This is a genomic window from Euzebyales bacterium (genome assembly GCA_036374135.1).
Taxonomy (GTDB): Bacteria; Actinomycetota; Nitriliruptoria; order Euzebyales; family JAHELV01; genus JAHELV01.
The window spans coordinates 210,478-236,038 of sequence record DASUUK010000024.1; the positions used below are offsets into that span (position 1 = coordinate 210,478).

A 25,561-nucleotide genomic window follows, 5' to 3' on the forward strand; every position below is an offset into this window, starting at 1 on the left:
CGTCACTATCCGTCGACGAGCTCCCCGAGAGCGACATCGTACGCCTCAGCGTAGGTCGGGAAGGCGTGGATGGTGTCACGCAGGACGGCCAACGGCACACCTGCGCGGATCGCGAGGACCGCCTCGTGGATCCAGGCGTCGGCCATGTCACCGATCGCGCTGGCGCCCACGAGGACCTGGGCGTCGACGTCGGCCACCAGCACGAGCCGTCCGCCGGGCGTACCCGCGACGCTGGTGCGCGGCAGATCCGCCAGGTCGCACCGGCCGACCGCCACGTGCGCGAACCGCTGCGACGCCTCTGCCGGCGTCAGGCCGACACCGGCCACCGGCGGGTCGGTGTACATCGTGCGGGGGACGGCACGGTGGTCGGTCCGCGCGTGTCCACCGGTCAGGTTCGCAGCGACGACGCGCGCCTGGTAGTTGGCGACGTGCGTGAACGGCGCGACCATCGTCACGTCGCCGGCCGCCCACACGTGGTCGGCGCCGATGACCCTGCACCGCTCATCGATCTGGATGCCGTCGGAGACGTCGAGCCCGAGCGTCTCGAGGCCGAGGTCGTCCAGGCGGGGCGCGACCCCGGTGGCCAGCACCAGCACCGCCGCGTGCACGGTCGACCCGTCGTCGAGCTGCGCACGCACGCCACCGTCGCGGCATTCCACGCGTTCCACCTCGACGCCGGCGCGCACCGTGACACCCTCCTCGGCCAGTCGCTCGCCCAGGAACCGGCCGATCTCGGGCGGCTCGCTGTTGGCGAGCGTGTCGGTCATCTCGACCACGGTGACCGGCACGTCGAAGCGGGCGTACAGTTGGGCGATCTCGCAGCCGACGGGTCCACCACCGATGATCAGCAGCGACGCGGGGCGCTCGTCGGCGGTCCAGGCGTCGTCGCTGGTCCACGCGTCGACGTCGTCGAGCCCGTCGATCGGTGGACGCACATCGCGTGCGCCGGTGGCGATGACGAGGTCGTCCCACGTGTGCTCCTGCCCGTCGACCGTGACGGTGCCGGGTCCGTTCACGCGGGCGTCGCCGCGCAGCAGCGTGACGCCGGCGTCGCGCAGGCCCGCGGCGTGCTGCGTGTCGTCTCGGTGGTCGACGAGCTCATCACGTCGCTGCGCGGCGTGCGCGAATCCCTTGTCGGGACGGCTCGGCGTGATCGGGTCCATCATCGCCCCGAGCTCGGTGACGTGGTCCAGCAGCGTCCGCACCTCCCCGGAGCGAAGCATCGCCTTGCTGGGCATGCACGCCGTGAACGGGCACTCGCCGCCGACCAGCGCGCGCTCGACGACCGCGACCTCGCGGCCGTCGCCGGCGAGCGCGTGAGCGATGTTCTCCCCGGCCGAGCCGGCGCCGAGCACGATCACGTCATGGTGCGCCACCGGAGTCCTCCTGTTGACCGCGTGGACCACCCGCGTACCCACCGGACGCGGCCGCCACGCGGCGGCCGGGCGATCAGTCGCCGGGCGGGTGCGCGGTGACGGTCACCGGCACGCGGTGCACGGTGTTGACGGCGTAGCCGCCGAGGTTCCACCGGTGGTCGTCAGGTTGGGTCTCGCCCGCGCTGTCGGTGGCCCTGCACGCGAGCACGTGGTCGCCGTCGGTGGCGTTCCAGGCGAACCGCCACGCCTGCCAGGCGTGGTCGACGACGGCGGCGTGGAGCTCGGCGTCGTTCCAGGACGCGCCGTCGTCGGTGCTGACCTCGACCCGTGTGATCGTCCCTGCGCCCGACCAGGCGCGTCCGGCGAGCGTCACCTCGCCGGGTGCGACGTACCGCGCGCGGGTGAAGAAGTCGGGGATGCCGGGCGGGACCATCAACGACCGCACGACCATGCGGGTCACGGGCTCACCCGCCTCGTCCGGGTCGCTCTTGTACCGGTACGCGCTGGCCTGCTGGTACCCGCCGAACGGTTCGGTCGACGCGGTGATCCGCGACAGCCATTTGACGCTTGTCATCCCGTACCAACCGGGCACCAGCAGTCGCACCGGGAACCCGTGCTGCGGCGGCAGCGGTGCGCCGTTGAGGCCGTGGACGAGCAGCGGACCCTCGTCGCGTGCCTGGGCGGGGGTCAGGCTGCGCTGGTAGTGCTGCTCGTCACCGCCCTCGACCCCGCGGTCCGCGCCGGTGAACACCACGTCGACGACGTCGGGCGACAGTCCCGCCTCCTCCAGCAGTGGCCACAACGGCGTGCCGGTCCACTCCCCGGTGCCGATCGCCTCCAGCAACCACGGCTGGCTCAGCGCGCGGGGCGACAGCCGCGCGCGCCCGTTGCCTGCGCACTCCATCGTTACCGGGCGCGTGACCGTCTCACGGTGACGCAGGTCGTCAAGTGACAGCATGAGCGGTTGCTTCACCGCGCCGTCGATGCGCAGGCGCCAGCGGTCGCCGTCGGTGACAGGGATGTCGTAGTGGGTGAGCAGGTAGTGGAGCCCGATGGGCGTGATGTCGTAGCGCATCGCCTCGAGCGGCATGCCGTGGTTGCGCGTCGCGAGCTGCAACTCCTCCCGGGTGATCTGATCGCTCACCACCGTGCCCGTCGGTGGTGTCTCCGCCACGGAGGCGTCCGGTGCCGTGTCCGTCATGGTGCTCCCTTCGTCCCACCGGCCATGGAGAACCGGCCGCGCGCGGGCAACCCGCGACGCGACCGGATCCTTCCGCATCACCGCCCGCCCGTCCACCGGCACCGGATGTCACATCCTGTACGGGCATCTCGTCACACCAGGCAACGCCAACACCCACATCGAGGAGCACACCATGCGCATCTTCATCGCCGGCGCGACCGGCGTCCTGGGCCGCCGGGTCGTTCCGGCACTCGTCGGGCGCCACCACACCGTCACCGCCGTCGCGCGCGGGCCGGCCCGCGCCGCATCGTTGCGCGCGCAGGGCGCGGAGCCGATCGCGGTCGACCTGTTCGACGCGACAGCGGTCGCGACCACCGTCGAGGGCCACGACGCGGTCGTGAACCTCGCCACGGCGATCCCCCCGCCGTCGCGCATGGCTCGGCGCTCGGCCTGGCACACGACCGACCGGCTGCGGACCGAGGCGGCCGGCAACCTGGTCGACGGGGCGCTCGCCACCGGTGCGGCACGGTACGTCCAGGAGGCGCTCGCCTTCGTCTACCCGGACCGCGGCACCGAGTGGATCGATGAGCGCGCACCGCTGGATCCACCGTCGTTCGCTGCGGCAAGCGCCGTCGCCGAGGCCCACGCCGCCCGATTTGGCGAGGGGGGCGGGACGGGGATCGCACTGCGCTTCGGTGCGTTCTACGCCGCGGACTCGGCGCAGATCGCGCTGCTGGTCCGGACGCTGCGCCGCGGTCTGCTGGCCCTGCCGGAGCCGGCCGGCGGTCACCGGCCGTGGGTGCACGTCGACGATGCCGCGGCGGCGGTCGTCGCCGCGCTCGAGGCACCCGCCGGCGTCTACAACGTCGTCGAGGACGACCCGTTGACCGGCGCGGCACACCTGGACGTGCTCCGCGAGGTGTTCGGCCGGCGGGTGCACGGCCTGCCCGGGTGGCTGGCGGTCGGCCCGCAACTGCGGCTGGTGATGCGTTCGCAGCGCGTGTCGAACCGACGGTTGCGCGGCGCCACGCGGTGGCGGCCGACGTTCGACCGCCGTGCGGGGTGGCTGCAGGTACTCGACCGCGTCGCGACGGTGCCCGACCATGCGTAGCCGGCGGATCGCACTGGGCGCGCTCGCGGCCGTCGCCGCGACGGTCGGTGTGTGGGCGCTGCTGGCGCCCGGCTCCTTCTACAGCGACTTCCCGTTCGGACGTGCGTGGGTCGCCGTCGACGGACCGTTCAACGAACATCTGATCCGCGACGTCGGCGCGCTGAACCTCGGACTCGCGGTGGTCGCGGCCGTGGCGGCGTACCGCGCCGAGCCCGCGCTCGTGCGGTTGGCGGCGGCAGCGGCGCTCGTGGTCGGCGCTCCGCACCTGCTGTACCACACGCTGCACCTCGACGGACTCGCACCGCTCGATGCCGCCATGAACGTGGTGACGCTCGGTCTCGGCGTGATCGTGCCCACCTGGCTGGCGTGGTCGCCGGCCCCGCGGGCACGATCTGACGCAGCGCCGCGCCGTCACACCGCGATCGGAGCAGACCGATGACCACCGATGACGTCGTGTCTGCCAACCAGGGACGGCTGTTCGGCATCGCCTACCGCATGCTCGGCGAGGTCGGTGAGGCCGAGGACGCCGTGCAGGAGGCGTTCCTGCGGTGGACCCGGGCCGATCAGGCGGAGATCGCCAACCCCGCCGGATGGCTCACGACGGTCATGTCGCGGATCTGCCTGGACCGTCTGAAGTCCGCCCAGCGCCGGCGGGAGACGTACGTGGGGCCGTGGCTGCCCGAGCCGTTGGCCACCGACGACGCGGATCCGGCGGACCTGGCGGGTACCGCCGACACCCTGAACCTGGCGTTCCTGGTCGTGCTCGAGCAGTTGTCGCCGGTCGAGCGCGCCGTGTTCCTGCTGCACGACGTGTTCGGCTACCGCCACGACGAGATCGCCTCCATGCTCGACCGCTCACCCGCGGCCGTGCGGCAGGCCGCGTCGCGCGCGCGTGCGCACCTGGCCGAGCGACGTCCCCGGTACGAGCGGGACGCGCAGCGGCGTGACGACGTGGCGCGGGCATTCGTCGACGCGGTGGCCGGCGCCGACCTCGATGCGCTGATGGCGGTGCTGGCTCCCGACGTGACGTTCGTCGCCGACGGAGGTGGCGTCGTGTCGGCCGCGCGGCATCCGCAGCACGGAGCGGAGCGCGTCGCCCAGGTCATCCTGTCGCTGGCGCGGCTGCGGCCGTTGGACTGGACATTCTCGGTGCGCGAGCTCAACGGCGAGCCCGGCATCTGCGTCCACCGGGCGGACGGGGCCATCGACAGCGCGTGGATCCTGCACGCGGCGGACGGGCGGATCAGGGGCATCGACGTGCTCCGCAACCCGGCGAAGCTGGCGAACCTGTCGCAGCGCGAACCGGGATCATGACCCGGGAGCGCCGGTACCGGTGGCGCACTGGTCACGTCCGGTGTGATCGGCTACGTTCCGCCCCGTCGACAGCGGCGGCCAGGAGCGACGATGACCGCAGGCGCGCACGGGGGGCCGACGCTGAGCCCGAGCACGAGGGTGCGGATCACCCCGTTCACGCCGCGGGTCGAGGCGGCGGGCGTCCGCGCGTACACCGTGTACAACCACACGCTGCTCCCGGTGACGTTCCGATCGTTGGACGAGGACTACTGGCACCTGACCGAGCACGTCCAGCTGTGGGACGTGTCATGCCAGCGCCAGGTCGAGGTGCGGGGACCCGACGCCGCGCGGCTGGTGCAGCTGCTGACCCCCAGGGATCTGTCCACGGCGCGGCCCGGGCGCTGCCTGTACGCACCGCTGGTCGACGCTGACGGGGGTGTCGTCAACGACCCGGTCATCTCGGTCCTGGACGACGACCGCTTCTGGCTGTCGATCGCGGACGCCGACGTCGACCTGTGGGTCGCCGGCCTCGCACACGGCCTCGGGCTGGACGCCGCGGTCACCACGCCGCCGGTCGCGCCGCTCGCGGTGCAGGGACCCAAGGCGGAGGACCTCGTGGCCCGCGTGCTCGGCGACGTCGTCCGCGACATCCGCTTCTTCCGCTTCAGCCACGTGGCCTTCGCCGGTCATCCGCTGATGGTGGCCCGCACCGGCTGGAGCCGGCAGGGCGGCTTCGAGATCTACGTCGACCGCGTCGACCTCGCGCTCCCGCTGTGGGACGCGCTGTGGGACGCCGGCCAGGACCTGGACGTCGCCGCCGGCGGCCCCAACCTGATCGAGCGGATCGAGGGCGGGCTGCTGTCGTACGGCGCGGACATGACGCGCGCCCACAACCCGTTCGAGTGCCGCTTCGAGCGGTACTGCCACGTCGACCGGCCCATCACGTTCCTCGCCCGCGCCGCCTTGGAGGAGGTCGCCGCCCGTGGCGCCCTGCGCAGGATCATGGGCCTGGAGCTGGATGCCACCGCGCTCCCGCCGTGTGTCATGCCGTGGCCCGTGACGGTCGGCGGCCAGCGCGTCGGTGAGGTGACCTCGGCGGCGGTCTCACCCGCCCGGCGGCGCGGCGTCGCGATCGCGATGCTCGACCGCACGCACGCGCGACCAGGCACGGACCTGACCGTCACGATGCCGGACGGCGTCACGGCGGCGACGGTCTCGGAGCTGCCGTTCCGGCCGCCGGGGTCATGAGGCCGGCAGCCTGTGCAACCACGACACCGCCGCCTCACCGGTGCAGGCGTTCACGGCGCAACGGGAACACAAGCGGCGGCACCCCTGTCTGCGAATCATCGACGATGACGACGAAGACATCGACGACTCCCAGCGCCACTTCCACCGACGACCAAGGACGGACGACGTGAGGACCATCAAGCACTGGATCAACGGGGAACCGGCCATCGGCGACTCGACCCGAGCCGCGCCCGTGTGGAATCCCGCGACGGGCCAGCAGCAGGCGGAGGTCGTGCTCGCCTCGACCACCGACGTCGACGCCGCCGTGGGGGCCGCCGCGGCGGCATTCGAGGAGTGGTCGCACACGTCGTTGTCGCGGCGGACCAGCATCCTGTTCAACTTCCGCGAGCTGATCAACGACCGCACTGACGAGCTGACGGAGATCGTCTCCGACGAGCATGGCAAGGTGCTGTCGGACGCCAAGGGTGAGGTGCAACGCGGGCTCGAGGTCGTCGAGTTTGCGTGCGGCATCCCGCAGCTGCTCAAGGGCGAGTACTCCGATCAGGTGTCGGCCGACGTCGACGCGTTCAGCTACCGCGAGCCGCTCGGGGTCTGTGCGGGCATCACGCCCTTCAACTTCCCGATGATGGTCCCGATGTGGATGCATCCCGTCGCGATCGCGTGCGGCAACACGTTCGTGCTCAAGCCCAGCGAACGCGATCCGTCGGTGTCAGAGCGCGTGGCCGAGCTGTGGGCCGAGGCCGGCCTGCCCGGCGGGGTCTTCAATGTCGTCCACGGCGACAACGAAGCCGTCGACGCCCTGCTCGAGCATTCGGACGTGGCGGCGGTGTCATTCGTCGGATCGACCCCGACCGCCAGGTACATCCACGGTCGCGCCAACGAGCACGGCAAGCGGGTCCAGGCGCTGGGTGGCGCGAAGAACCACGCCATCGTGCTGCCGGACGCCGACCTGGACTTCGCGAGCGACCACCTCGTCGCGGCGGCGTTCGGCTCCGCGGGCGAGCGGTGCATGGCGGTCTCGGCGGCCGTCGCCGTCGGTTCGTCGGGCGACGCGCTCAACGAAATGCTACACAACAAGGGCGCAGCGGTGAAGGTCGGCCCAGGCCGTGACCCGGCCAGCGAGATGGGGCCGGTGGTCACCAAGCAGGCGCAGGAGCGGATCCTTGGCTACATCGAATCGGGCGAGCAGGCCGGCGCGAAGGTGACGCTCGACGGCCGCGGCCTGGTGGTCGAGGGCCACGAGGAGGGCTTCTGGGTCGGGCCGACCGTGCTGGACCACGTCACGACCGACATGGAGGTCTACACCGACGAGATCTTCGGGCCGGTCCTGTCGGTCGTGCGCAGCGACACCGTCGACGACGCGATCGCGCTGATCAACGCCAACCCCTATGGCAACGGCACCGCCATCTTCACCAACAGCGGCGAGGCGGCCCGGCGATTCCACCGTGGAGTCAACGTCGGAATGGTCGGCATCAACGTGCCGGTCCCGGTGCCGATGGCCTACCACTCGTTCGGCGGCTGGAAGGCCTCGCTGTTCGGCGCCAGCGGGGTCCATGGGCCCGAGGGCGTGACGTTCTACACCCAGAGCAAGAAGGTCACTGTCCGCTGGCCCCACGTCCACCACGCGTCGGGCGCCAGCTACGACATGCCGACCGCCGACTAGACGCGGCACGCCACGCAGCATCACGACACCGGCTCCTCGACAAGGTGGCCGCGTGAGGATACGAGTGCGTGGAGTTCGCGCCCGCGCCCATCTGGTGGCCCCAGGGTGTCGCTCGAGCGCCCGCGGGCATTCTTCACCTCGGGCGTCGACCCCGACGGCCGCGTGCAGGGACGCCGAGGAGGTCGCATGACGGAGGAAGAGGTCGAGCGGTCCGCGCGCCGGCTGCGCTGGGGCATGGTCGGCGGCGGCAAGGGATCGACGATCGGCGACTCACACCGCCGGGCGGGCAGGTACGACGGCCGGTTCGACCTCGTGGCTGGCGTGTTCGCGACCGATCCGGGTCGCAGCCGCGACTTCGCGGCGGGACTGGGCATCGCCAGAGAACGCCAGTACGGGACGTGGGAGGAAATGGCCGAACGCGAGGCGGAACGCGAGGACGGCATCGAGGCCGTCACGATCTGCACGCCCAACGACAGCCACCACGCGGTCGCCTCCGCGTTCCTCGATCAGGGCATCGACGTCCTCTGCGATAAGCCGTTGACGACGTCGGTGGATGACGCACTCGACCTGGTGCGTCGGCAGCGCGACACCGGGCTGGTGTTCGCGGTGACCTACAACTACACGGGCTATGTCATGGTCCGCCACGCCCGGGACCTGCTGGCCAGTGGAGAACTCGGCGCGGTGCGGCTGGTGCAGGTGGAGTTCGCATCGGGCTGGGCCGCGACCCTGCTGGAGGCCGAGGGCCACCGGCAGGCGTCGTGGCGGACCGATCCCGCCAGCGCCGGAGCGTCCAGCGTCGTTGCCGACCTCGGCACGCACGCGCAGCACCTCGCCGAGTTCGTGACAGGCCTGCGTGTGCAGCGCGTCGCCGCGGACCTCTCGACACTGGTGCCGGGACGTACGGCCGACGACAACGCGCACGTCATGCTGCGCTTCCCCGGCGAGGTCCCCGGGCTGTTGTGGGTGACCATGGCCGCCGCCGGACAGTTGCACGGGCTGCGCCTGCGGGTCTTCGCGGAGCGAGGAGGGCTGGAGTGGTCGCAGGAGTGGCCGAACGAGCTGACCGTACGGCCGCTCGAAGGTCCCCACCGCACGATTGCCCGCGGATCACCCGAGATGCTGCCCTCCGCGGCACGGGCGTCGCGGATGTGGGCGGGCCATCCCGAGGGGTTCGCGGCGGCGTTCGGCACGGTCTACGACGACGCGTGGTCGGCCATCACAGCCCGTCGTGCGGGATCGGACCCCCGCGCCGCGGCGCCGGACCTGCCGACGGTCGACGACGGTGCCCGGGGCGTCCAGTTCGTGGACGCGGTCGTCCGCTCGCACCGCATCGACGGCGCGTGGGTCGACGTGCCCGCACACATCGGCTGAGCGGGGCGTGCTGGCCCGTCACTCCATGTCGTCAGGGCGCCGGGAGCGTCGCTGACATCGCGGAGGCGACGTCCGGACGTCAGCCGATCCGCGGCGCCTCGACGAGGCGGTCGGCGGTGAGGTCGTCGACGCTCGCGCAGCCCGACAGTGACATCGTGAGCTCGAGGTCGGACAGGACGTTCGCGATGACCTCCGCCACGCCGCGGGCACCGGCGACGGCCAGCCCGTACACGTAGGGACGACCAAGGCACACCGCGTCGGCACCGAGTGCGAGCGCCTTGAACACGTCCGCGCCGCCGCGGATCCCGCTGTCGAACAGGATCGTGAGGTCGTTGCCGACCGCATCCGCGACGCCGGGCAGCGCGTCCAGGGCGCCGACCGCGCCGTCGACCTGGCGCCCCCCGTGGTTGGACACGACGACCCCGTCGGCGCCGGCGTCGCGCGCGCGGCGCGCGTCGTCGGGATGCTCGATGCCCTTGAGCAGCAGCGGGAGATCGGTGTGCTCGCGCAGGAACGCCACGTCGTCCCAGTTCAGCGACGCCTTGGAGAAGGTGCGGATGAACCGTCGTACCGCCGCCACCGGGGCGTTGGATGTGAGGTTGTCGCGCAGGCGTCCCGGGTGAGCACGCGCCATCTGGACCAGGGTGGCGATCGCCGCGGGCGTCACGCTGCCGCTGTCGCGCTCGAACGTGTCGACGTCGTCGGCGACCTGCCGCGTGAACACCGGGTCGCTGGTGTACTGCGCCAGCCCCTTGCCGCGCAGGAACGGCAGGTAACCCAGGTCCAGATCGCGCGGGCGCCAGCCCAGTGACGTCGTGTCGAGCGTCAGGACCAGCGCGTCGCAACCGATCGCCTCGGCGCGTCGGACGAACGACAGGGCGAGCTCGGTCGACTGACTCCAGTACAGCTGGAACCAACGCGGCGCGTGACCCATCACGGCGGCGCACTCCTCCATCGACCGGGACGCCTGGCTCGAGAAGATCATCGGCACGCCGGTGGTCGACGCGGCCCGGGCGACCGCGACGTCGGCCTCGGCATGGGCCATCTCGAGCACGCCGATCGGCGACAGGAGCAGCGGCGACGGCAGCCGGCGGCCGAACAACGTGACCCCGAGATCCCGATCGGTCGTATCGACGAGCACCCGCGGCACGATGCGCCAGCGATCGAATGCGGCACGGTTGGCCGCCATGGTCGACTCGAGCCCCGCGCCGCCGGACACGTACGCCCACGCCCGGTCGGACATCGTCCGCCGGGCGGCCGCGGCCAGACGGTCCGGCGACACCGGAACGGCCGGCGGCGTGCCGCGGACACCGTCGAGGAAGATCTGCTGCTGCCGGGCGCGTGCGCCCCGTGGTTCGTCGGTCATGCCGGCGAGCGTGGCACGACCGTGGTCATGCCGTCAACGCACCGACCGCCACCCGTCGGCACGGTCACGGTCAGACCGTGATGGTCTCGCGGTCCGCGTCGTGGCCCGTGCGCCCGTGCGCCCGTCCGGCGTCGTCGCGCGTGTGTCGGCCGCCCGAGCACCAGCCGCCGCCGGAGCGGTGCTTGCCGAAGATCCCCATCAGCGGGAAGACGATCCACCACATCCACCACGCGTCCGTGACCGCCAGGACGACCAGCGTCGCCATGACGACGGCGACGCCGATCATCCGGCCATCGACCGCGTCCGACAGGCGTCGCCGGGGACGGCGCGGACCGCTCGGCGGGCTGGCAAGGGTCGGCAGCGCCGGTAGATCCCGCAGCACCGGCTCGAGGTCCGCACGCGTGACGGCGGCGTACGCCTCGCCGACCCGTTCCTCGAACTCGGTCATCGTCAGGCGGCCGTCGGCCGCGTGCCGGTGCAGCACCTCGATGACCCGGTCGCGCTCGGCATCCGAGGCGCGCACGTGTCCGTCCGCGGCAGCCATCGGGTCTCCTGTCTCCACCAATCTTGTCACTGTAAACATACCACCCCGGCCGGACGGCGACACGCCGAGCGCGGGCAGCGGTCAAGTCGTTCCGGTGGTGGGTCGAGTGTTCCCTGCTGGCCGCGTGCGTGTCGTCCACCGTTCGGTGGACATCGCCGTCGACCGGTCGGCCCGTGGGTCACACCCCCGGAGGTGGCCTGATCGAGCGCGACCCGCCGGAACGCGGGCCGAGCTCGTCGATGGTGGCACCGGGACGATCGACCGTCTGCGGCGGCATTCGCACTCCCGTGCATCGGCTATGGTGCGGCGAACGGTGATCGCCGGATCGCCATCGTCGCCGACTCGATCGGGGGACCTCGATGTGGACCTGGGTGTCGCGGGCGCTGCGATCACGTCCCGTCCGCCGCGTGCTGTTCGTCGTGGTGGGGGCGGTCGTGCGGCGCAGGTTGACCGCCATGTGGGCCTCGCTGCTCGAGGACGCCGAGCAGCACGATGAGTCGCGGCGCGTGTGGCCTCTGCTCGTCCTCCTCGGTGGCGCAGCGGTGGGGTGGCTCGTGTACCGCTCGACGCGGCGGGGCGACCACCCGGTGCCATGGGAGCCGCCCGCCGCATCGTCGACGCCACCGCCGACGCAGACGCCGTCGACCATCGACCGCCCCTCCGAGGACGTTGCAGCGACCGATCCCCCGGCACTCGCCGACGGGTCGACCATCGTCGGTGAGCCCCTCGCCGAGGACGACCTGAAGATCATCGAGGGCATCGGCCCCAAGATCGAACAGGTCCTCAACGAGGGCGGGATCGTGACGTGGGGCGACCTCGCGGCGGCCGACGTCGACAGACTGCGGGAGATCCTCGACGCGGCGGGTCCGCGCTACCGGATGCACGATCCCGCCGGGTGGCCCGAGCAGGCGCAGTTGCTCGACCGTGGCGCGTGGGCGGAGTTCGCGGCGCTGACCGGCCGGCTCGAGGACGATCAGCAGGTCTGACCACCGGTCGCCGGAGCCTCCGGCGTCAGCGATCCTGGCCGTCGTCGACGACATCATCGGCAGTGCCTGTGCCGTCACGACTGCTCGCGCGGCACTGCCGACAGGCTGGCACGGTGGTGCCCTGCCGACATACCGCGGTCCTGCCATGGGACGCCGGGCCGACGTCATCCGTGCCTAGGTCTGCGCCCCTGTGGCGTCGTCGGTCACACCGTCACCGGACGGGGTGCGGTCGCCACCGAACCAGCCCGGCCGGCCGTGCCCGAACGCTCGCGGTCCGTGACCACCGCGGCGCAGCACGCCCGCCTCCGCGGCGTCCGCGATGGCATCCGCCTGGTCCTGCGTGAGCTCACCCGCCGCCACGGCATCGTCCAACCGCTCCTGCAGGGCCGCGCTGTGGCGCTCCTCATGCTGCTGCGCCATCTGCTCGCGGGCCGCGTCGAGCGCCGCGGACACGTCGTCGACCGGTAGGTCGAGCTCGGCGGCCAGCGCCTCGGCGAAGACGGTCCGCGCCTCGAAGCGCTCGGAGTCCATCGGGTCCTCGGCTTCCGTCGCGGTCTCGGACGACGAGGGGGACCCGTCGTCCTGTGCGAGTGCCGGCACGGCCAGCACGGCCGCCACCAGCGCCACAGCGCCGAGCATCAGCAGCCAGCCTCGCGAACGTCGGAGGGTGTCCATGGCAGATCCTTTCGTCGAGCCACCGGGCACGGTGCCGCAGTGGCGCGCCACCGGTCGTCGGCGACGTTGAGGCCACTGTCGGCGTCGCGGATGGCACGGCGCTGAGTTCCAGCTGTGAACCAGCTGAGAATCGAAGGTTCGGACCGTCTTCGGCGACCGGGTGGACGTGCCGGCCGACGACGTGCCACGATGGCCGTGCCGCCGCGGTCACGCTGCTGCGGCGATGGGAGGCACGATGACGTGGGTGCTGACGGCGATCGCCGTGGTCGCGGCCGCCGTCGTCCTCGACCGTGTCGCGCTCGCCGCCGAGGCGCGCGGCTGGATCTACTGGCGCCGCGTCAAGCCGAAGCGCAGTACGGCGGCCAACGCCCTGCAGCACGTGCAGGCGATCTTCGAGCCGCAGATCGAGCACGTCGTCGAGGAGCGGTCGAAGATCGGCGCCGATCAGCCCGGTGACGACGAGCCGCCGGACCCCAAGCTGACCCCGCGGCTCGGGCGCTGACGACCCGACCGCCACATCGGCAACGGATCTACAGGCGCACGGCGTTCTTGCCGATCTTGTCACCCGTGAACAGACGCGCGAAGGCTGTCGGGACGTTCTCGAAGCCGTCGACGACGTCGACGTGGTGGGTGATCGCGCCCTCGGCGGCCCAGCGACCGAGGTCGGCCATCGCCTCGGGGTAGCGCTCGGCGTGATCGAACACGAGGAAGCCCTCCATGCGGGCCCTACGCATGATCAGCTGCGTGTAGTTGCGCGGACCACGTGGCGGTGCCCCGTCGTACCGCGAGATCGCCCCGCACACGACGATGCGCGCCCCGATCGCCAGGTTGCGCAGTGCCGCCTCGAGTACATCGCCGCCGACGTTGTCGAAGAACACGTCGATGCCGTCGGGGCACTCCTCGGCTACGCGGTCGCCCAGCGAGTCACCCCGATAGTCGATGCACGCGTCGAACCCGTAGTCGTCCACCACGGTCCGGCACTTGTCCGGCCCACCCGCGGTGCCGACGACCCGGCAGCCGTGCACCTTGGCGATCTGGCCGGCGACGGACCCGGTGGCGCCGGCCGCGCCACTGACCAACACGGTGTCACCCGGCTGTGGGCGGCCGACGTCGAGCAGTCCGAAGTAGGCGGCCAGGCCGGTCGGCCCGAACAACCCGACGGCGTCCAGCGGATCCGTGCCGTCGGGCAGCACCTGCATGCTGCGGCGTCCACCGTCGGCGATGGCGAGCTCCTGCCAGCCCGTCATGCCGGTGACCATCGCGCCCTCGGGATAGCGCTCACTACGGGACGCGACGACCGTACCGACGCCGAGTCCGCGCACGACCCCACCCACCGGGATCTTCGGCAGGTACGTGTCGTGGGACATCCAGCCGCGGATCGTCGGATCCATCGAGAGGTAGTCCACCCGCACGAGCGCCTCGCCCTCGGCCGGGCTCGGCACGTCACCGTCGGACAGCTCGACGTCGTCGTCGGCGAAGCGACCGTCGGGCCGGTGCGCGAGGCGCCATTGGCGGTTGCGGGTCGGGACCTCCATGTGTGCTCCGGTCGTCTGCGGCGTGCCATGGGAACACCCGCCGCTGCGAGGTCGTTCCTACCATGGCTGCCCGGCTCGAACCATCGACGTTCGGCTCGGACCACCACCGCTGAGGACGCGTATCGGTGCTGCCGATCATCGGGTCGGGCCCGCTGACCGCGAGCCGGCGGCCGGTACGGACGGCCTCGACGTCGACCGTGGCCGGGCCCATGGTCGACGGGCGACCACGCCTTGCCAGCCGCTCCGTCACTGGCGAGGATCGCCGTGGGCGGCCGCCACCGCAGGTCGAGGGCACCCGCGCGGCCCGTCAGGAGGAGCCATGACCCGTGTCGCACCGTCCCCGCTGACCCCGCTGCGGTTCCTCGAACGCGCCGCGGAGGTCCACGGCGACAAGGTCGCCATCGTCCATGGCGACCGCCGCACGACCTACGGGGCGTTCGCGGACGAGGCGACGCGCGTCGCACATGCGCTGCGCGCCTCGGGCATCGCACCCGGCGATCGGGTCGCGTACCTCTGCCTGAACACACCGGAGATGCTGATCGCCCACTTCGCGGTGCCGCTGGCCGGCGCCGTGCTCGTGGCGATCAACACGCGTCTGTCGGCCGACGAGGTCCGCTACATCTGCGACCACTCGGGGGCGAAGCTTCTCGTCGTCGACGCCGAACTGCACGACGCCGTCACGCCGATCGCGGACGATCTGGCGACGGTCGACGAGATCGTCACGGTCATCGACCCGGAGTCTGACGCGGTGCCCTCCGACGAGGTCGCCGGACCGACGTACGACGTGCTGCGGGACCGGGGCGCCGACGATCCGCTGCCGTGGACGGTCGACGACGAGCTGGCGACCATCTCCATCAACTACACCTCCGGCACCACCGGCCGACCCAAGGGTGTGATGTACACCCATCGTGGCGCCTACCTCAACGCGCTCGGTGAGGTGCTGCACTCCGAGCACTCGCCCGACTCGGTCTACCTGTGGACGCTGCCGATGTTCCACTGCAACGGGTGGTGCACGACGTGGGGCGTCACAGCGATCGGCGGGCGGCACGTGTGCCTGCGCGCTGTCCGGGGCGACCGGATCTGGGACCTGCTGGAGGCCGAGGGCGTCACCCACCTCAACGGCGCGCCGACCGTGCTGAACACCATCGCCAACACGGAGCAGGCGCACCCGCTGGACCGGCAGCTGATCGTGACGACCGCGGGTGCCCCACCGAGTCCCACCGTCATCGCCAAGCTCGAGGAGATCAACGCACGGATCATCCACGTGTACGGCCTGACCGAGACCTACGGCCCCTACTCGGTGTGTGAGTACCAGCCGGACTGGGGCGACCTCGACGTCGACGAGCGCGCGACGTTGCTGGCACGCCAGGGCGTCGGCATGGTCACCGCCGAGCGGATGCGCGTCGTCAACGACGACATGGAGGACGCCCCGGCTGACGGTCAGACCATGGGCGAGATCGTGATGACCGGCAACAACGTCATGGCCGGTTACTTCGACGACGAGGAGGCCACCGACGAGGCGTTCCGGGGTGGGTGGTTCCACTCGGGCGACCTGGGGGTCATGCACTCCGACGGCTATGTCGAGCTGAAGGATCGGGCCAAGGACGTGGTCGTGTCCGGAGGCGAGAACATCTCGACGGTGGAGGTGGAGCAGGCGCTGGAGAGCCACGACGCGGTGGCCGACGTCGCCGTGATCGGCGTGCCCGACGACCAGTGGGGGGAGCGCCCGAAGGCGTTCGTGGTGCTGGCAGACGGCGCAGACGTCGACGAGGCGCAGCTGATCGAGCACGTCAGGCAGCGCATCGCGCGGTACAAGGCGCCGGACGCGGTCGCGTTCGTGGACGAGCTCCCGCGCACGTCGACCGGCAAGGTGCAGAAGTTCGAGCTGCGCGAGCGCGAATGGGAGGGGCGCGACACCCGCATCCAGGGCTGACGCGCGATCCGCCACACGAGGCACCCGCCACCCGCCCCGCCATCGGCACCCGAGGAGCACAGCGATGCGCCTGTCCGTCATGATCGAGCCCCAGCAGGGCATGACCTATGCCCAGATCCTGGCGGTCGCACAGCGCGCCGACGCTGTCGGGATGGCCGGCATGTATCGCAGCGACCACTACACGCCGATCGGTGCCCCGGCCGACGCATCCACGACCGATGCCTGGGCGACGCTGGCCGGTCTGGCACGCGAGACCTCCCGGATCACACTCGGCACGATGGTCACACCGGCGACGTTCCGCCCGGTCGGCAACCTGGCGAAGGTCGTCGCCACCGTCGCTGAGATGGCCGGCACGCTCGACGGGGCGCCCCGCGTCCACGTGGGCATGGGGACCGGCTGGCACGAACCCGAACACCACCAGCACGGCTTCCCGTTCGAGGACATCGCCACGCGGTTCCGCCGGCTCGACGAGCACATGCAGGTGCTGCGCGGCCTGTGGGATCCCGCGCGCGAACCGTTCAGCTTCAACGGTGAGTTCGTCACGATCGACGGCGCACGGTTCCACGCGGTCCCCGAGCCGCGGCCCCGCGTGATCGTCGGCGGCACCGGGCGACGCAAGACGCCCACGCTCGCCGCACGCTACGCCGACGAGCTCAACACCGTCTACCAGTCCCCGGACGACTGCCGCGGGATGCGGGTCGCGATGGACGAGGCCTGCGAACGCGAGGGTCGCGACCCGGACACGCTGCCCCTGACGTTGATGACGGGCTGTGTCGTGGGCGCCGACCACGATGCGTTCCGCGCCCGCGCCGACCGTGTGCACGCCGTCGTCGGCTCGGGCGATCTCGACAGCTGGCTCGACGAGCTGCGTGGGACATGGATCCTCGGCGGGCCCGAGCAGGCCGCGGACCACCTCGGACGGCTCGCGGCGGCCGGCGTGACGGGCGTGCTGCTGCAGCACCAGACACCCGATGACCTCGACATGCTCGACGAGGTCATGACGCAGGTCGCGCCCCGCCTGTAGGGCGCTGGTTCTGGCCGCGGGCGGGCACCGCCCCGAGCGACGTGCAACGGACACAGGGGACACCGCTGGCGGTGTCCCCTGTGTCCGATTCGGATCGCTGGCTCAGGTGTGGGGTGACATGCCGAGCACCTTGTCGGCGCGGATCCCACCGAGGTGGCGGGCGAACATGCGCTGGTAGACGGCCTCCTCCGCTGACCGCGGCGTCGGCAGGCCCTCGTGTCGGGCCGCCTGCTCGTCCGCGTCGGCGTCGTCGAGGCGTGCCGAGATGGCGGCGCCGAGCGCGTCGGCGGCGCCGCTGCCATCGCCGAACTGGGCCTTGCGGCGCCAGAGGATGTCATCGGGCAACCACTCCGCGAAGGCCTCGCGGAGCAGGCGCTTCTCCTGACCGTGTTCACCGGGCAGCTTCCAGGTGACCGGGACGCGGGCCGCGACTGCGATCACGTCGAGATCCAGGAACGGCACGCGCGCCTCCAGCCCGTGGGCCATCGACGTCCGGTCGGCACGCTGCAGGTTGAGGTTGTGCAGACCGCGGACGCTGCGGAGCAGTTCTGCTTCGAGGTCCTCCGGCTGCACGTCCCGAAGGTAGTCGTAGCCGGCGAACAGCTCGTCGGCGCCCTCCCCCGTGAGCACCACCTTGACGTGCCGGGCGGCGAGCTCGGCCACGAGGTGGTTGGGTACCGCGCTGCGCACCAGGGCGGGGTCGAAGTGCTCGATGACCCGGACCGCGTCGTCGAGCACGTTGTATGCCTCCTCGGCCGTGTAGATGCGCTCGTGGTGGTCGAGATCGAGCGCCTCGGCCACGACGCGGGCGGCCTCAAGGTCGGGGCTGCCCTCGACGCCGACGGCGAACGACTGGAGGCGCATGCCCCGCCGGGCGGCGTCGCGCGCCGCGACCGCCGCCACGATCGATGAGTCCAGGCCACCCGACAGCAGCACGCCCACCTCGACGTCGGCCATCATCCGGTCCTCGACCGCCCGGATGACGACATCGCGGATCGCGTCGCGGGCCTCGTCACGCGTCTCGAACGGGCGCCCTCTCGCCGACAGGTCGGCGAACGGGTGCAGGCCGTCGCTGCGCGTCCACCAGTGCCCCGGCGGGAACGCCTCGATCAGCGGCCGGACCTCCTCGGGGAAGGCCCGCAGCTCCGATGCGAAGATCGTGCGCCCCTCCTCGCGCGCCCAGTACAGCGGCTTGATGCCCAACGGGTCGCGCGCCGCCAGCAGGGTGCCGTCCTCGGCGGCAACCGCGAACGCGAACATCCCGCGGAGGCGGTCGATGGCCTGGGGACCCCACGCCACGACGGCCCGCAGCGCGGTCTCGTTGTCCGACGACGTGGCGAACCGGTCGGGACCGAGCTCGGCCCGGAGCGCGGCGTGGTTGTAGATCTCGCCGTTGCCGACCAGCACGTTGCCGCGTTCGTCGATCAGCGGCTGGGTGCCGCCCTCGACATCGATGATCGCGAGCCGCCGGTGGCCCAGCCACGTGGGTCCGACGCGACGGCTGCCGCTGCCGTCCGGCCCGCGATGGCTGATGCGCTCGAGCATCCGCGTCGCCTCGCCGTCGTCGCCGCCTCCGACGCCACCCGGTTCGGCAGCGTGTGCGGAAGGCGGCGCGCCCTCCACCTGCTGGTCCGACACGTCATGGGTCACCACGATCCCACACACAACCGCTCCGTCCGGTGAGGATGGTCGACGTCACGAGTCCTACCAGCACGCCGACCGATCGGCAGCGACCGCCGCCGCTCAGGCGGCCTGCTGCCGTGGCAGGACGACTTCGGTGAACACCAACTGGATGGCCGCCGCCGTGGGCACGGCCAGTAGCGCGCCGACGACGCCGAGCAGAGCTCCACCGATCAGGATGGCCACGATCGTCGCGGCGGGCGACACGTCGATGGCGTGCCGCATGACCTTGGGCACCAGCACGAAGTTCTCGAACTGCTGGTAGATGATGAAGAAGGCGATCGCGGCGACGCCCGCGCCGGCTGACACTGTGAAGGCCATCGCCGACGACACGACGGCGCCGATGGTCGCGCCGACCAGTGGCACGACGTCCATGAGCGCGACGAACAGTCCCAGCGCGATCGGGTAGGGCACATCCAGCCACCACAGCACGACGGTCGCGGCGACGCCCGCCACCGCCGACGTCGCGAGGTTGCCGAGGACGTATCGACCGATGCGGTCGAGGATCTCGTCGGTCAACAGCGTGACCCGCGCCCGGCGCGAGTTGGGCACCAGGCGGTACGCAGCCGACTTGATGCCCCGGTAGGCGGCCAGGAAGTACAAGGTCAGCACCAGCGCCGTGACCACGCCGAAGACGGCCTTCGCGACGCCCATCGCCAGCCCGAGGACCCGCGCCGGTGGCTGCTCCTCGAGCACCGCGGCACCGCTGGTCTCGTCCGTGACATCCTCGACGCGCTCCAGCAACCCGACCCGCGCGTCGATGTCGCGGAGCACGGCGTTGCGTTCGACGCCTTCGCGCAGGTACTGCGGCACCTGTTCGCGCAGCGCGGTGCCCTGGTTCACCAGCGGCGGGAGCCCCGCGATGAGTGTGGTGGCGATGAGCAGCAGCACGCCGATGATCACCGTCGCAGGTGCGAGCACCGGGCCGAAGCCGTGATGACGCAGGTACTCGACCGCGGGCGACAGCCCGATGGCGAGAAAGAGCGCCACGACGAGGATGAGCACGACATCGCGGACCAGGAACACCGTCCAGCCCAGCGCGCCCACGATCAGGACGCCGAGTGCCGCCTGCACCGCGGTGTGGAACGCCGACTGCTTGAGGATCGGGTCGCCGGGGGCCCCGTAGGGCTGGGACTTGGTCGCGCCGGCGCGAAGCCTGCGGATCTCGTGGTCCAGGCGCGGGTCCTCGGGATCGATCCCGTGCTCGCGCAGCAGTTCCTCTTCGCGCTGCTGCGCGTCGCGATCGTCCGATGGGGTGTCGGCCAGCTGGTCAGTCATTCGTGCCCACGTCCCGTCCGGTGCAGCGGGTCGCCCGACCACCGGCCGGGTCCGGGACTGGTGGTAGCTGGCGCGACCATTCCCTTCCCCGACGCCGACCATGCCCGCCACCTGTACGACCGTCCGCCGACCGGGAACGGATCGTGGGACTCCGAGGAGCGGCGCTGGACGACGACGGCGCCGGCATGTCTACTACAGATGTGGTTTTCCGGCGCTGCGCGGCGTGCGCGGCGATCGGCCACCCGTGGGCTCCGCGACATCGTCCGCACCCGGCGCATGCACGGACCGCACTTGACCGACCGGTCAGTCTGCCCTACGGTACGGCCGGCCGGGGCCGAGGACTTTGAGACGAGGGAGACCCCGTATGCGTGCACGTCCACCACGTTGGTACCCGTTCACGGCCGATCGGGCGGGCGCCGTCCCTCGGCTCGCAGTGCTCGCCGTGACCCTGCTGCTGCTCGCCGGATGCGGGGGTGCGGCCGAGAGCGACGGTGAGGCCGCCGACGCCGGCGGTGAGGACACAGAGGCCGCGGCGGGCGAGACGTCCGAAGCGGCCGACGACGGCGCCGCCGCCGACGGCGAGCCGATCCGCATCGGGACGCTCACCGCGCTCAGTGGACCGTTCGCTCCCTGGGGCGTCAACGTCACCAACGGCATGCAGATGGCCGTCGCGGAGATCAACGAGGCCGGTGGCGTGGACGGACGACCGTTGGAGCTCGTCGAGCGTGACACGGCGAGTGATCCGCAGGAGGGTGTCACCGCATTCCGCGGAATGATCGATCAGGACGGCGTGATCGCCGCCGGTGGCGTGATCTCCAGCGATGTCGGCCTCGCGACCGCGCGCATCGCCGAGCAGAGCGAGGTCCCGCTGTTCCTCGTGAAGGCGGGCTCCGGTGCGATCCTGACGTCCGACAGCCGCTACACGTTCCGCACGTGCCTGCCGGCGGCGCCGATGACCATGGGTCCGGTCGCCGACTACCTGGAGCAGGAGGGTCTCACGAGGGCGGGGGCCATCATCGCCGACTACGAATGGGGTCGCGCGATCGAGTCGGCGTTCGACGCGACGCTGGGCGAGGCGGGCATCGAGACCCAGGTCGAGGTCGCGCCGGTGACCGACACCGACTTCACGAGCTACCTGCGGTCACTGCAGGGCTTCGAGCCCGACGTGATCGTCGCGACCGGGCATCCGCCGGGTTCGGGCGCGATCACGAGCCAGTCCGCCGAGCTGGGCCTCGACACGCTGGTGACCGGGCCGTGGACCGTGCTGTCCAGCGTGATGGAGGGCGTCGGCGACGCCGCGTTCGACCGCTTTGTCGACTTCGACTGCGCCGACTACTCCGACAGCGAGTACCAGGAGCTGGCCGCCCGCTACAACGAGCAGTTCGACGCGTTCATGGAGGACGACGCGGTCGCCGCCTACGGCATCGTCACGATGCTGGCCGAGGCCGTCGGTGAGGTCGGCGACGACCCTGCCGCGATCGCCGAGTACCTGCACGGCGCGGAGTTCGACCTGCCCGGGTATCCGTCGACCCTCAGCTGGACCGAGTGGGGTGAGCTGGCGAACTCGACGCCCGTCGTGTCTGTCATCCGCGAGGAGGAGCCGCCCGAGGGCGTGAACCCGGACGCGAACTGGTACCCCGAGGTGCTGCTGGTGGCCGACCCGCTCGAGCCGTACCAGCCCGAGTAACACAACCATTGGATGGCGATCCTCGAGGTCCGGGGACTGACCAGGCACTTCGGTGGCCTGCCCGCGGTCGACAACGTCGACATCGATGTCGAGCCGACCGAGGTCTTCGCGGTGATCGGGCCGAACGGCGCCGGCAAGAGCACGCTGCTCAAGATGATCAGCGGCATGCTGGCGCCGTCGGCAGGGTCCGTGGTCTTCGACGGCGTCGACATCACCGGTCGCAAGCCCCACCGCATCCGGCACACGGGCATCGCGAAGGTGCTGCAGACCCCGCGGGTGTTCGAGACGATGACCACGCGCGAGAACGCCGCCCTCGGCGCGATGTTCGGTGGCACCGGGGGCCGCCGTACCGAACGCGAGGCGCTCGGGATCGCCGACGACGTGCTCCACACGCTGGCATTGCGGGACAAGGGCGACCTGCCGGTCAGCAGCCTCACCCTGCACGAGAAGCGGACGCTCGAGCTGGCTCGCGCGCTGGCCGGACGCCCACGCATCCTGCTGCTCGACGAGGTGATGGCCGGGCTGAACCCGACCGAGCTGGCGATCTACATCGAGGTCGTGCGCCGGGTTCGTGACGAGCTCGGCGTCACGGTCGTGTGGGTCGAGCACCTGATGAAGGCCATCGCGGCCCTGGCCGACCGGGTGCTCGTGCTCAACTTCGGGCGGCGCCTCGCGCAGGGAACCGCCGACGAGGTGCTGTCGGACCCCGAGGTCATCGAGGCGTACCTGGGTCGCGGCGTCGCCGCCCAGCATGGCGGGACCAGCGAGCCGGCGGGCGGGGACCAGACGGGCGAGGGCGAGCGCAGCGAGCAGGGACCTGACGACCGCACGGGCGGGGCCGATGCTCACCGTTGAAAGGTTGGCCGCGGGCTACGGCGAGAGCGTCGCGGTGTCCGACGTGGACCTCCACGTCGATGACGGCGAGGCCGTCGCGGTCATCGGCTCGAACGGGGCGGGCAAGACCACCCTGCTGCGGGCGATTTGCGGGCTGCTGCCGACGCGTGAGGGTCGGGTGATCTATGACGGCGAATCGCTGACGGGCACGCCCGCACACCGCGTCGCCAGGCGCGGCGTGGCCTATGTGCCCGCCGAGCGCCACCTGTTCGGTGGGATGTCGGTGCGCGAGAACCTGGAGCTCGGCGCATATCCCGGGCGGCCTGACCCCGAACGGCTGGACCTCGTGTTCGAGCTGTTCCCTCGGCTGTCGGATCGGATCGCGCAGCACGCCGGCACCATGAGCGGCGGCGAGCAGCAGATGCTGGCCGTCGGACGTGCACTGATGTCCCGGCCGCGCCTGCTGATCCTCGACGAACCGACGACCGGGCTCGCTCCGGTGCTGGCCGAGGAGGCGTATGCGTCGCTGAAGGTGCTGCGCGGCGGCGGCCTGACCGTCCTGGTCGCCGAGCAGCAGGTCCCGCTCGCGCTCGATCTTGCCGATCGCGGCTACGTGATCGAGGACGGAGCCATCCAGTTGGAGGGGCCGGCGTCCGCGTTGCAGGGCAACGCCGAGGTCCGTCGCGCCTACCTGGGGATCGCCTGATGGCTGTCCTGCTCGACGGCATCACCTACGGCCTGCAGCTCGCGCTCCTGGCCGTCGGGCTGACGATGATCTACGGCCTTGGCGGCGTGCTCAACCTGGCGCACGGGCAGTTCGCGGTCGTCACCGGGATCTCGGCGGCTGTGCTGCTCGATCGGGGTCTCGGCCTGCCGCTCGCGCTGGTCGGCGGCGTAGCGCTCGCGGCGCTGCTCGCCCTGCTGACCGACGCCACGATCATGCGCGCCGTCTACCGCCAGACCGGCGAGGCCCGCGTGCTGCTGAGCCTGCTGCTGACGATCGGGCTGGCGTTCGTGATCGACGGACTACTGATCTACAACTACCCCTTCACTCAGCTCAACGTGCGTGTGCCAGGTCCGGCGATCGACGTGCTGGGGGTGCCGATGCGGCGCGCCAGCCTTGCGGCGTCGGCACTGGCGCTGGTGGCGCTCGTCATGCTGATCGTGTTCCTGCGCTACACGCGCCAGGGCAAGGCGGTCCGGTCGATCATCGAGGACGAGGAAGGCGCCCGCCTGTGCGGCATCGATCCGGGCCGTGTCCGCACGGCGGTGTTCGGGCTGAGCGGTGCGCTCGCCGGCCTGGCAGCGGTCGCCGAGGGCATGACGTCATCGGTCGGCGCGGCCGAGGGCACGGAGCTGACGATCCTGGCGTTGATCGTGACCGTCGTGGGCGGCCTGGGCAGCGTGGCTGGCGCGTTGCTGGCCGGATTGCTGCTGGGGGTCATCTATACCCTGAGTCAGGTCTACATCGGCGCATACGTGACGTTCATCATCCTGCTGCTGGCCGCCATGGTGACCATCCTCATCCGGCCGTCCGGTCTGCTGGGGCGTGGTGCGTGATGGCGTCGAGCAGACTGCCCGTCGGCACGGCGGACGCCAGCACCGAGGTGGCCGCCGTCCACCACGTGCCTGCATGGCGCGCGTACCTGCCGGTGATCGGCGCGGCCGTCGTGCTGGCGATCGTGCCCCCGGTCATCGGCGAGTCGCGCTACCTGCTGGGCATCGCGGTGCTCGGACTGGCGTATGCGGGCTACGGCGTCGGGTTCAACATCATCTTCGGTAACACGAACCAGCTGTTCCTGTGCCTGGGCGCGCTCGCGGGGGTCGGGGCGTACGGCACCACCATCCTCGGCAACGAGCTCGGGCTGTCGATGTTCCTCGCGATCCCCGCGAGCGTGCTCGTCGCCGCCCTGCTGGGCGCCGCGTTCAGCTGGGTGTCCGTGCGCCGTCAGCTCGACGTGATCTTCGTCGGGATCGTCACGCTGACGTTCTCGCTGATGTTCCTGAACCTCCTGCTGGGCCAGCGGGAGGTGACCGGCGGTGAGACCGGCACCGTCGTGCTCTACGACACCGGCATCGTCGGCGCGCGCGGTACCGCCTCGTACTACGTGTTCCTGGCGGTGCTGGTGGCCTACCTGACCGTGCACCGGTGGTTGCAGCGGTCACACATCGGATGGGCGTTCCGGGCACTGCGTGACGACGAGCTCGCCGCTGAGCTGGCGGGCGTCGATGTCGCCCGCTACAAGGTGCTGGCGGGCATGGTCGGCTCGGCGATGGTCGGCCTGATGGGGTCGCTGTACGCCAACTACGAGGGCTTCATCTCCCCCACGACGTTCCAGCTGGGCAACATCGACGTCCCGGTGCTGGTGATGCTGGCGTTCGGTGGCATCGGCACGCTGCTCGCACCGGTCGTCGGATCGGCGCTGTTCACGGTGGTCGACGAGCTGCTGCGACCATTCTCGCAGCTGCGCATCACGTTCTACGGCGTGATCCTGCTGGTGCTGTTCCTGGGATTCCGCCGCGGGCTGATCCCCACGGTCGGCGACCTGGTGCGCCGGCTGCGCCGCCGCGGCTGACGGGGCGCCCCGAACAGCGCGCGCCCGGCGGTGCGAATCGGACACAAGAGACACCGCGGCCGGGACGCCTTTGGTCCCGGCGACGCGAATCGGACACGGGGGACACCGCGGCCGGGACGCCCTTGATCCCGGCGACGCGAATCGGACACGGGGGAACACCGCGGCCGGTGTCCGTGATGTCCGAATCGCGTCGCTCGGGCC

At 71.4% G+C, this 25,561-nt stretch carries 23 protein-coding genes; 15 read left to right on the forward strand and 8 right to left on the reverse strand.

Annotated elements, in window-relative coordinates; translation table 11 throughout:
• Positions 1–5: 5 nt before the first annotated feature.
• Together VFZ70_03680 and VFZ70_03685 are read right to left on the reverse strand one after the other, a co-directional pair.
• Positions 6–1,376 carry an NAD(P)/FAD-dependent oxidoreductase gene (locus VFZ70_03680; protein HEX6254892.1) on the reverse strand — a complete coding sequence of 457 codons (1,371 nt, stop codon included), beginning with the start codon at positions 1,374–1,376 and terminating at the stop codon, positions 6–8.
• Positions 1,377–1,449: 73 nt separating this feature from the next.
• The gene (locus VFZ70_03685) at positions 1,450–2,577 is read right to left on the reverse strand and encodes a sulfite oxidase (protein HEX6254893.1); all 1,128 of its coding nucleotides are present in this window, start codon (positions 2,575–2,577) and stop codon (positions 1,450–1,452) included.
• A gap of 172 nt (positions 2,578–2,749) precedes the next feature.
• Between VFZ70_03685 and VFZ70_03690 the strand changes: the two genes are divergently transcribed.
• The 6 genes from VFZ70_03690 (at position 2,750) to VFZ70_03715 (ending at position 9,242) form a co-directional block, all read left to right on the forward strand.
• Complete coding sequence (locus VFZ70_03690; GenBank protein HEX6254894.1) at positions 2,750–3,667, forward strand: NAD(P)-dependent oxidoreductase; 918 nt, start codon at positions 2,750–2,752, stop codon at positions 3,665–3,667.
• Positions 3,660–4,106 (forward strand): hypothetical protein, encoded by a 447-nt coding sequence (locus VFZ70_03695; GenBank protein ID HEX6254895.1) that lies wholly within the window; start codon positions 3,660–3,662, stop codon positions 4,104–4,106. The genes VFZ70_03690 and VFZ70_03695 overlap by 8 nt, the downstream gene beginning before the upstream one ends.
• Entirely contained in the window at positions 4,103–4,981 is an 879-nt protein-coding gene (locus tag VFZ70_03700; GenBank protein ID HEX6254896.1) for an RNA polymerase sigma-70 factor, read from the forward strand. The genes VFZ70_03695 and VFZ70_03700 overlap by 4 nt, the downstream gene beginning before the upstream one ends.
• A 90-nt stretch (positions 4,982–5,071) precedes the next feature.
• Positions 5,072–6,208: a dimethylsulfoniopropionate demethylase gene (locus VFZ70_03705; protein ID HEX6254897.1), complete on the forward strand. Its 1,137-nt coding sequence runs from the start codon at positions 5,072–5,074 to the stop codon at positions 6,206–6,208.
• A gap of 166 nt (positions 6,209–6,374) precedes the next feature.
• Positions 6,375–7,871: a CoA-acylating methylmalonate-semialdehyde dehydrogenase gene (locus VFZ70_03710; GenBank protein HEX6254898.1), complete on the forward strand. Its 1,497-nt coding sequence runs from the start codon at positions 6,375–6,377 to the stop codon at positions 7,869–7,871.
• A gap of 186 nt (positions 7,872–8,057) precedes the next feature.
• Positions 8,058–9,242, forward strand: a complete 1,185-nt coding sequence (locus VFZ70_03715) for a Gfo/Idh/MocA family oxidoreductase (protein ID HEX6254899.1) — start codon at positions 8,058–8,060, stop codon at positions 9,240–9,242.
• Between the two features lie 79 nt (positions 9,243–9,321).
• Here the strand turns inward: VFZ70_03715 and VFZ70_03720 are convergent, their stop codons facing one another.
• Both VFZ70_03720 and VFZ70_03725 read right to left on the reverse strand, forming a co-directional pair.
• Positions 9,322–10,608, reverse strand: a complete 1,287-nt coding sequence (locus VFZ70_03720) for a lactate 2-monooxygenase (GenBank protein ID HEX6254900.1) — start codon at positions 10,606–10,608, stop codon at positions 9,322–9,324.
• A 70-nt stretch (positions 10,609–10,678) separates the two neighbouring features.
• A complete protein-coding gene (locus VFZ70_03725; GenBank protein HEX6254901.1) occupies positions 10,679–11,152 on the reverse strand; it encodes a DUF1707 domain-containing protein in 474 nt (157 codons plus the stop codon).
• Positions 11,153–11,511: 359 nt separating this feature from the next.
• On the opposite strand from VFZ70_03725, the gene VFZ70_03730 reads away from it, so the two are divergent.
• On the forward strand, positions 11,512–12,138 hold the full coding sequence (locus VFZ70_03730) for a helix-hairpin-helix domain-containing protein (protein HEX6254902.1): 627 nt from the start codon (positions 11,512–11,514) through the stop codon (positions 12,136–12,138).
• Between the two features lie 174 nt (positions 12,139–12,312).
• Here VFZ70_03730 and VFZ70_03735 read toward each other — a convergent pair whose 3' ends face one another.
• Positions 12,313–12,813 (reverse strand): hypothetical protein, encoded by a 501-nt coding sequence (locus tag VFZ70_03735; GenBank protein HEX6254903.1) that lies wholly within the window; start codon positions 12,811–12,813, stop codon positions 12,313–12,315.
• 235 nt (positions 12,814–13,048) lie between these two features.
• Here VFZ70_03735 and VFZ70_03740 point away from each other — a divergent pair, with 235 nt between their 5' ends.
• The gene (locus VFZ70_03740) at positions 13,049–13,315 is read left to right on the forward strand and encodes a hypothetical protein (GenBank protein HEX6254904.1); all 267 of its coding nucleotides are present in this window, start codon (positions 13,049–13,051) and stop codon (positions 13,313–13,315) included.
• A 28-nt stretch (positions 13,316–13,343) separates the two neighbouring features.
• On the opposite strand, the gene VFZ70_03745 is transcribed toward VFZ70_03740, so the two are convergent.
• Positions 13,344–14,348: an NADP-dependent oxidoreductase gene (locus VFZ70_03745; protein HEX6254905.1), complete on the reverse strand. Its 1,005-nt coding sequence runs from the start codon at positions 14,346–14,348 to the stop codon at positions 13,344–13,346.
• A gap of 319 nt (positions 14,349–14,667) precedes the next feature.
• Between VFZ70_03745 and VFZ70_03750 the strand changes: the two genes are divergently transcribed.
• Together VFZ70_03750 and VFZ70_03755 are read left to right on the forward strand one after the other, a co-directional pair.
• Positions 14,668–16,281: a long-chain-fatty-acid--CoA ligase gene (locus VFZ70_03750; protein ID HEX6254906.1), complete on the forward strand. Its 1,614-nt coding sequence runs from the start codon at positions 14,668–14,670 to the stop codon at positions 16,279–16,281.
• Positions 16,282–16,345: 64 nt separating this feature from the next.
• Positions 16,346–17,305 (forward strand): LLM class flavin-dependent oxidoreductase, encoded by a 960-nt coding sequence (locus tag VFZ70_03755; GenBank protein ID HEX6254907.1) that lies wholly within the window; start codon positions 16,346–16,348, stop codon positions 17,303–17,305.
• 102 nt (positions 17,306–17,407) lie between these two features.
• Here VFZ70_03755 and VFZ70_03760 read toward each other — a convergent pair whose 3' ends face one another.
• Together VFZ70_03760 and VFZ70_03765 are read right to left on the reverse strand one after the other, a co-directional pair.
• A complete protein-coding gene (locus VFZ70_03760; GenBank protein HEX6254908.1) occupies positions 17,408–18,955 on the reverse strand; it encodes an asparagine synthase-related protein in 1,548 nt (515 codons plus the stop codon).
• Between the two features lie 93 nt (positions 18,956–19,048).
• The gene (locus VFZ70_03765; protein ID HEX6254909.1) at positions 19,049–20,263 is read right to left on the reverse strand and encodes an AI-2E family transporter; all 1,215 of its coding nucleotides are present in this window, start codon (positions 20,261–20,263) and stop codon (positions 19,049–19,051) included.
• Between the two features lie 364 nt (positions 20,264–20,627).
• Here VFZ70_03765 and VFZ70_03770 point away from each other — a divergent pair, with 364 nt between their 5' ends.
• Genes VFZ70_03770 through VFZ70_03790 form a run of 5 tightly spaced genes read left to right on the forward strand, consistent with a single transcriptional unit; the run spans position 20,628 to position 25,360 of the window.
• Entirely contained in the window at positions 20,628–21,950 is a 1,323-nt protein-coding gene (locus VFZ70_03770) for an ABC transporter substrate-binding protein (GenBank protein ID HEX6254910.1), read from the forward strand.
• A gap of 12 nt (positions 21,951–21,962) precedes the next feature.
• Positions 21,963–22,805, forward strand: a complete 843-nt coding sequence (locus tag VFZ70_03775; GenBank protein HEX6254911.1) for an ABC transporter ATP-binding protein — start codon at positions 21,963–21,965, stop codon at positions 22,803–22,805.
• Complete coding sequence (locus tag VFZ70_03780; GenBank protein ID HEX6254912.1) at positions 22,792–23,490, forward strand: ABC transporter ATP-binding protein; 699 nt, start codon at positions 22,792–22,794, stop codon at positions 23,488–23,490. The genes VFZ70_03775 and VFZ70_03780 overlap by 14 nt, the downstream gene beginning before the upstream one ends.
• Entirely contained in the window at positions 23,490–24,344 is an 855-nt protein-coding gene (locus VFZ70_03785) for a branched-chain amino acid ABC transporter permease (protein HEX6254913.1), read from the forward strand. Before VFZ70_03780 ends, VFZ70_03785 begins: the two co-directional genes overlap by 1 nt.
• Positions 24,344–25,360 (forward strand): branched-chain amino acid ABC transporter permease, encoded by a 1,017-nt coding sequence (locus VFZ70_03790; protein HEX6254914.1) that lies wholly within the window; start codon positions 24,344–24,346, stop codon positions 25,358–25,360. Before VFZ70_03785 ends, VFZ70_03790 begins: the two co-directional genes overlap by 1 nt.
• Positions 25,361–25,561: the final 201 nt, after the last annotated feature.

What these genes read in the sequence shown, in the direction of transcription:
- VFZ70_03685 (HEX6254893.1), bottom strand. Translation starts at nt 2,577, where the DNA reads ATGACGGACACGGCACCGGACGCCTCCGTGGCGGAGACACCACCGACG.
- VFZ70_03690 (HEX6254894.1), top strand. Translation starts at nt 2,750, where the DNA reads ATGCGCATCTTCATCGCCGGCGCGACCGGCGTCCTGGGCCGCCGGGTC.
- VFZ70_03695 (HEX6254895.1), top strand. Translation starts at nt 3,660, where the DNA reads ATGCGTAGCCGGCGGATCGCACTGGGCGCGCTCGCGGCCGTCGCCGCG.
- VFZ70_03700 (HEX6254896.1), top strand. Translation starts at nt 4,103, where the DNA reads ATGACCACCGATGACGTCGTGTCTGCCAACCAGGGACGGCTGTTCGGC.
- VFZ70_03705 (HEX6254897.1), top strand. Translation starts at nt 5,072, where the DNA reads ATGACCGCAGGCGCGCACGGGGGGCCGACGCTGAGCCCGAGCACGAGG.
- VFZ70_03715 (HEX6254899.1), top strand. Translation starts at nt 8,058, where the DNA reads ATGACGGAGGAAGAGGTCGAGCGGTCCGCGCGCCGGCTGCGCTGGGGC.
- VFZ70_03720 (HEX6254900.1), bottom strand. Translation starts at nt 10,608, where the DNA reads ATGACCGACGAACCACGGGGCGCACGCGCCCGGCAGCAGCAGATCTTC.
- VFZ70_03725 (HEX6254901.1), bottom strand. Translation starts at nt 11,152, where the DNA reads ATGGCTGCCGCGGACGGACACGTGCGCGCCTCGGATGCCGAGCGCGAC.
- VFZ70_03730 (HEX6254902.1), top strand. Translation starts at nt 11,512, where the DNA reads ATGTGGACCTGGGTGTCGCGGGCGCTGCGATCACGTCCCGTCCGCCGC.
- VFZ70_03735 (HEX6254903.1), bottom strand. Translation starts at nt 12,813, where the DNA reads ATGGACACCCTCCGACGTTCGCGAGGCTGGCTGCTGATGCTCGGCGCT.
- VFZ70_03740 (HEX6254904.1), top strand. Translation starts at nt 13,049, where the DNA reads ATGACGTGGGTGCTGACGGCGATCGCCGTGGTCGCGGCCGCCGTCGTC.
- VFZ70_03745 (HEX6254905.1), bottom strand. Translation starts at nt 14,348, where the DNA reads ATGGAGGTCCCGACCCGCAACCGCCAATGGCGCCTCGCGCACCGGCCC.
- VFZ70_03750 (HEX6254906.1), top strand. Translation starts at nt 14,668, where the DNA reads ATGACCCGTGTCGCACCGTCCCCGCTGACCCCGCTGCGGTTCCTCGAA.
- VFZ70_03755 (HEX6254907.1), top strand. Translation starts at nt 16,346, where the DNA reads ATGCGCCTGTCCGTCATGATCGAGCCCCAGCAGGGCATGACCTATGCC.
- VFZ70_03765 (HEX6254909.1), bottom strand. Translation starts at nt 20,263, where the DNA reads ATGACTGACCAGCTGGCCGACACCCCATCGGACGATCGCGACGCGCAG.
- VFZ70_03770 (HEX6254910.1), top strand. Translation starts at nt 20,628, where the DNA reads ATGCGTGCACGTCCACCACGTTGGTACCCGTTCACGGCCGATCGGGCG.
- VFZ70_03775 (HEX6254911.1), top strand. Translation starts at nt 21,963, where the DNA reads ATGGCGATCCTCGAGGTCCGGGGACTGACCAGGCACTTCGGTGGCCTG.
- VFZ70_03780 (HEX6254912.1), top strand. Translation starts at nt 22,792, where the DNA reads ATGCTCACCGTTGAAAGGTTGGCCGCGGGCTACGGCGAGAGCGTCGCG.
- VFZ70_03785 (HEX6254913.1), top strand. Translation starts at nt 23,490, where the DNA reads ATGGCTGTCCTGCTCGACGGCATCACCTACGGCCTGCAGCTCGCGCTC.
- VFZ70_03790 (HEX6254914.1), top strand. Translation starts at nt 24,344, where the DNA reads ATGGCGTCGAGCAGACTGCCCGTCGGCACGGCGGACGCCAGCACCGAG.